Raw genomic sequence first — 5,230 nt, 5'->3', positions numbered from 1 at the left:
GACGACGCGGGCGCTCACCACCGAGCCGCGCCGCGAGGCGCTGCGCGCCGTCCACGAGGGACACCTGGCGGCGGGCGCCGGCGTGGTCACGGCCGCGACGTTCCGCTGCAACCTGCGGGCCCTGCGCCGGATCGGGCTGGACGAGGCCGGGCTCGCCTGGATGGTCCACGCCGCGGTCGGCGTCGCCCGCGCCGCGCGCGGCACCGGGAACGCCCTGGTCGCGGCGTCCATGGCCCCCGTGGAGGACTGCTACCGCCCCGACCTGGTGCCCCCGGACGGCGAGCTCGCCGCCGAGCACCGCTGGCTGGCCACCGAGCTCCAGCGGGTCGGCGTCGACCTCGTCCTCATCGAGACCATGAACACCGAGCGGGAGGCGCGGATCGCGCTGGAGCAGGTGCAGGCGGTGGGCGGACGCGCCTGGGTGTCGTTCGTCTGCGCGGCGGACGGGCGGCTGCTGTCGGGGGAGCGGCTGGCGGACGCCGCGGCCGCCGCCGAACGCGACGGCGCCGAGGCCGTCCTGGTCAACTGCACCGCGCCGGGCGACGCCGAGAAGGCGCTCGCCGAGCTGCGCGCGGCCTGCTCCGGGCCGATCGGCTGCTACCCCAACAACGAGGTCCGCGAGGGCGCGAACCGCTGGACGCATGTGGACGAGGCCCTGCCGTCCGCGCTCGACCCGGACGCCTTCGCCGACCTGCTCGCCGGATGGCGGGACGCCTACGCCCCCGACATCCTCGGCGGCTGCTGCGGCACCACGTCCGAACACCTCGCGGCGGCCAGGGCCCGAGTGGACGGACCGTCTCCCGCTGGAACGGAGGGCTGAGGTGGGCACTTCACTCGACGCGCGCGCCGTCAAGGAGGCGCAGCGCGCCACCTGGGACTCCCTCAGCGCGGGCTGGGCCGAGGCACGGGAGGTGTTCGAGCGCGGCGCGGCCGTCGTCACCGGACGGCTCCTCGACCTCGGCGGCGTCGGACCAGGGCAGAGCGTCCTGGACGTCGGGACGGGCCTCGGCGAACCCGCCCTGAGCGCCGCGCGCCGCGTGGGCCGGACCGGACGCGTCGTCGCAACCGACATCTCCCCGGAGATGCTGCGGATCGCCCGGCGGCGCGCCGCCGGGCTCGGCCCGGTCGCGGCGGACGTCGAGTTCACCGAGGCGGACGTGGAGGCACAGGGGTTTCCGCCCGGTTCGTTCGACGTGGTGCTGAGCCGCTGGGGCCTGATGTTCGCCGTGGACCACGTGGCGGCGTTCACGGGGCTGCGCCGCGTCCTCAGGCCCGGGGGCGTGCTCGCCGCCGCCGTGTGGGGGCCCGCGGCGGACGCCCCGGTGATGGCGCTCGGCTTCGCGTCGCTGAGCTCCGTCCTGGACCTGCCTCCCCTCGCGCCGGGCACGCCCGGCCCGTTCAGCATGTCCGACCCCGAGGACCTGACCCGCGAGCTGCGCGCCGCGGGCTTCACCGGCGTGTCGATCGAGGAGACGCGGGTGCCGTTCGAGTTCGAGTCGGTCGGCGCGTACGTGGCGTTCACCCGCGCGGTGACGCCGCCCTTCCTGCTCGCCCGGATCCGCGAGCGCTACGGCTCCCCGGACGCCGGCGAGGCGTGGAGTGCCGTCGAGAGCGCCGTCGCCCGCTTCCGGACGCGTTCGGACGGCGTCCAGATCCCGTCGGCCGTCCTGTGCGTCCGGGCGGCGAACCCGGAGGACGACCGGTGAGCGCGCCGCCGCGCCCGAGGGCCGCACCGCCGCCACGGTCGGCTGCCAGCTCGGCGACCGATTCCGCGGCCGATCCGGAGAGCGAACCCGCGGACGGCCTCCTAGACGGCCCGGTGGCCGGGGTGGTCACCGGGGTCGTCCTCGCCGGCGGGCGCGGCACCAGGCTCGCGCCCCTGACCGACCGCACCAGCAAGCAGCTGCTGCCCGTGGGCGGCCGGCCGCTGGTGGAGCGGGTCGTCGACCAGCTCGTCCGGGCGGGCGTCGCGGACGTCCTGGTGGTCATCGACGACCGGCACGCCGGGGACTTCCTGCGCGTCCTGCGCGACGGCCGGCACCTAGGCCTGCGCAGCCTCGGGTACGTGTGGCAGCCGCCGTCGGGGGCCGGGATGGCGGCGGCGATCGCGCGGGCCGAGCACCTCCTGCGCACCGACAAGTTCATGGTCGCCTGCGGCGACGTCCTGATCGAGGCCCCGCTCGGGCCGAGCGTGCGCGCCTTCGCCGCCCAGCCGGACGGCGCGCTGGTCGTCGCGACCCGCACCGCCGACACCGCCGGGTACACGCCGCTCCGCGTGGCGGACGGCCGCGTCACGGCGCTCGGCGACAAGGACCCGGACCGGCACGGCCCCGGCTGGATGGACCTCGGCTGCTACCTCTACCACCGCGACGCGTTCGACCTCGTCCGGTCCCTGCGGCCGTCGGCGCGCGGCGAGGTCGAGATCTGGGACCTCAACCGCCACTACGCCCGCGCGGGGACGCTCCGCTATGTGGAAGTGCAGGGCTGGTGGTCCGACGTCGGGACGAGCCCGGAGGTCTACCGGCGCGCGGACGAGCGCTTCAGTGCGAGGTCCGGGTGATGTCGAGGTGAGGTCGGGGTGGCGGCGGCGGTCCGCCGCCGGGTCCGCACCCCTTGTCTTTCCGGGAGAGAGAACTATATTTTTTTAAAGTTGCCGTGCCTGAGGGGCAGAGGAGATCCCGTGCACGTGTTCGCCGCGCCGCACCGGCGCCGAGTGTCATTCCTGGCGGCGGCCGCCGCATCGCTGCTGGCCGCCGTCCTCGTCCTCGTGTCGTGCGGTTCGGAGGAACCGGGCGCGCGCGTCGTCAGATCGGCGGTCAAGGGCTCCGACGGCAAGACGTACTGGGTGGAGAACCACCTCGTCCGCGACCACGGCGGGCCGCACCGCCGCGAATGGGTGCTCGCCTGGGCCGGAGCCGAGGGCTCCCCGCCCGCCAAGGCCGCCGCGACCGGCCACCCGCACAGCACGTCCGCCTCGCCGACCGGAGCCGTCCCGCCGGACTTCCTGGCCGTCATCGACGCCACCAAGGGCTCGCCCACCTACGGCAAGGTCATGAACACCGCCACCATCGGCCCGCTCACCCAGGGCGAGCCCCACCACATGCAGTACATCTGGCACAAGGGCCAGCGCGTCTACGCCGGCACCATGTTCGCCGACACCGACTACGTCTTCGACGTGAGCCGGCTGCCCGAGGTGCGGCTCACCGGCGTCGCCCTCGGCAAGGACACCCCCTGCGGCTCGGTGCCCGACGCCTTCTGGACCACCAAGGACGGCTACGCCTACGGGTCCTACCTCGGCGGCCCGGACGTCTCCGGCCCCTGCACCTACTCCGACGGCCAGGTCCGTGTCGGCAACGGCTTCGGAGGGACGCCCGGCGAGCTCATCCGGCTCGACCCCAAGGGAAGGGTGACCAGCGAGACCGCGGCGGCGACCCGGCAGAGCGAGGACCGGACCAAGTGCCACAGCGTCCCCCAGCTGCCCGTCGCGTCGTGCGCCAACCCGCACGGCCTCCAGGTCCGCGAGGACCTCAACCGGCTGGTGCTGAGCGACTTCGCCGAGGCCCGCAACTACCTCGACCCCGACACCAAGCTCACCGACCCGACCCTGCTGCGCAACTCCGTGCGGATCTTCGACATCGCCAACCGGGACCGGCCGAAGCTGCTGTCGGTCTCGTACCTGCCCACGGGGCCGCGCGAGGACCAGTTCGCGGCCTTCGACGAGGACCGCATGGTCATGGAGAACGCCCTGGCCAGCCAGCCGTCCCACCGGGGGCTGTTCGCCTCGACCATGGCGGGCGGCGTCATCTACTTCACCCCGGACGTGATGTCGCCCCACCCGGTCTGGCAGGAGGTCTTCGACAGCAGCACCGCCTACAAACGGCTCGGCCTGAACCCGCCGCTGACCGGCTCCAACGCGGGCAGCAGCTGGCTGGCGCTCACCCCCGACGACCGGTACCTGTTCCAGACGGTCATGGGCTCGGACCCGCGCCACCCGCTCGCCCAGAACAGCGGCATGCTGTTCGTGCTCGACGTCCGGAAACTGCTGGCGGCCGGCCCGCACCCCAGGTGCCGGATCGACACGCAGGCCGAGATCACCGCCGGCGGAGCCGACCCCGACTGCCCGCCGCTGGTCGGCGCCGAGCAGATCAAGGGCGGCATCGGCGGGCCCCAGGGCCGCGTCGGCATCGGCCCGCACTGGGGCTCCATGGACCACTTCCAGCGCGGCCCGGACGGCTACTACCACGAGACCACGCAGATCAAGCGGGTCGTCACCGCCGACTACTTCATCGCCAAGGCCGGCATCGACGGCGACCACAAGATCTGCATGACCGACTTCGACCCGCGCACCGGCCTCACCCTCGACACCTCGTTCAAGGACGAGAACACCGGGCAGCCCTGCGTCGCGTTCGACCGCGAGAGCTGGCCGCACGGCACCGCCGGCCACGCCCGTCCGCACGGCGTGCTCTTCGCCGTCTCCGACTCCGACGTCCGGTGACCCCGGCGGCCGCCATGACCGGGCACGCCATGGAGAGCGAGCACGCCCTGGAGAGCGGGCACACCAGGGAGAACGCGCGCGTCACGGCCACGCGCGCCGGGCGCGCGGCGCTCCGGAGCGGGACGCGGTGACCCCGGCCGGCGCGTCGCCGGACCGCCTCGCCGAGCGGCTGCTCGACGAGGCGGTCCGCGCGCAGCAGCGCGCCGAGTGGACGCTCGCCGCCCCCGGCTGGGCCGAGTACCGGCGGGACCTCGCCGCGCCCGCCCGCCCGGTGGACGAGCGGATGTTCCGGCTGGCCCGGCTCGGCCCGGGAGACCGCGTGCTCGACCTGGCCTGCGGCGCGGGCGGCTCGGCGCTCGCCGCGGCCGAACGGGTCGGCCGCGCCGGCCGGGTGCTCGGCCTGGACCTCGCCGAGCCGATGGTGGCCGCCGCCCGGTCCCTGGCGCGCGAGCGCGGGATGCCGCAGGCCGAGTTCCGCGCGGTCGCGGCCGAGACCGACCTCGGTGTGCCGGCCGGGGTGTTCGACGCGGCCGTCTGCCGCTGCGGCCTGCCCTACATGCCCGACCGGGCGGGCGCGCTGCGGGCCGTCCGGGCGGCGCTGCGGCCCGGCGGCCGGTTCGCCGCCGTGCTCGCGGACGAGCCGGGCCGGTTCTCCCCGTTCCGCGTCCGGCACGGCGTCGTCACCCGGCGCGGGCCGGTCCCGGCCGTCGGGCGCCGGACGCCCCGTGAGTGGAC

At 75.3% G+C, this 5,230-nt stretch carries 5 protein-coding genes; all 5 read left to right on the top strand.

Annotated features, from left to right (window positions below):
* The coding region (locus AB0J52_RS26515) for a homocysteine S-methyltransferase family protein (RefSeq protein WP_500185011.1) at nucleotides 1–820 on the top strand (820 nt) is incomplete at its 5' end.
* Nucleotide 821: 1 nt separating this feature from the next.
* Nucleotides 822–1,706 (top strand): class I SAM-dependent methyltransferase, encoded by an 885-nt coding sequence (locus AB0J52_RS26510; RefSeq protein ID WP_500185009.1) that lies wholly within the window; start codon nucleotides 822–824, stop codon nucleotides 1,704–1,706.
* Nucleotides 1,703–2,560: a sugar phosphate nucleotidyltransferase gene (locus AB0J52_RS26505; protein ID WP_500185007.1), complete on the top strand. Its 858-nt coding sequence runs from the start codon at nucleotides 1,703–1,705 to the stop codon at nucleotides 2,558–2,560. Before AB0J52_RS26510 ends, AB0J52_RS26505 begins: the two co-directional genes overlap by 4 nt.
* A 120-nt stretch (nucleotides 2,561–2,680) precedes the next feature.
* The gene (locus AB0J52_RS26500; RefSeq protein WP_500185006.1) at nucleotides 2,681–4,495 is read left to right on the top strand and encodes a hypothetical protein; all 1,815 of its coding nucleotides are present in this window, start codon (nucleotides 2,681–2,683) and stop codon (nucleotides 4,493–4,495) included.
* A 127-nt stretch (nucleotides 4,496–4,622) separates the two neighbouring features.
* On the top strand, nucleotides 4,623–5,230 hold a 608-nt coding region (locus AB0J52_RS26495), incomplete at its 3' end, for a class I SAM-dependent methyltransferase (protein WP_500185005.1).

Origin of the sequence: Spirillospora sp. NPDC049652 (genome assembly GCF_040675125.1) — a bacterium.
Taxonomy (GTDB): Bacteria; Actinomycetota; Actinomycetes; order Streptosporangiales; family Streptosporangiaceae; genus Spirillospora.
This window is presented reverse-complemented; position numbering and strand designations above follow the sequence as displayed.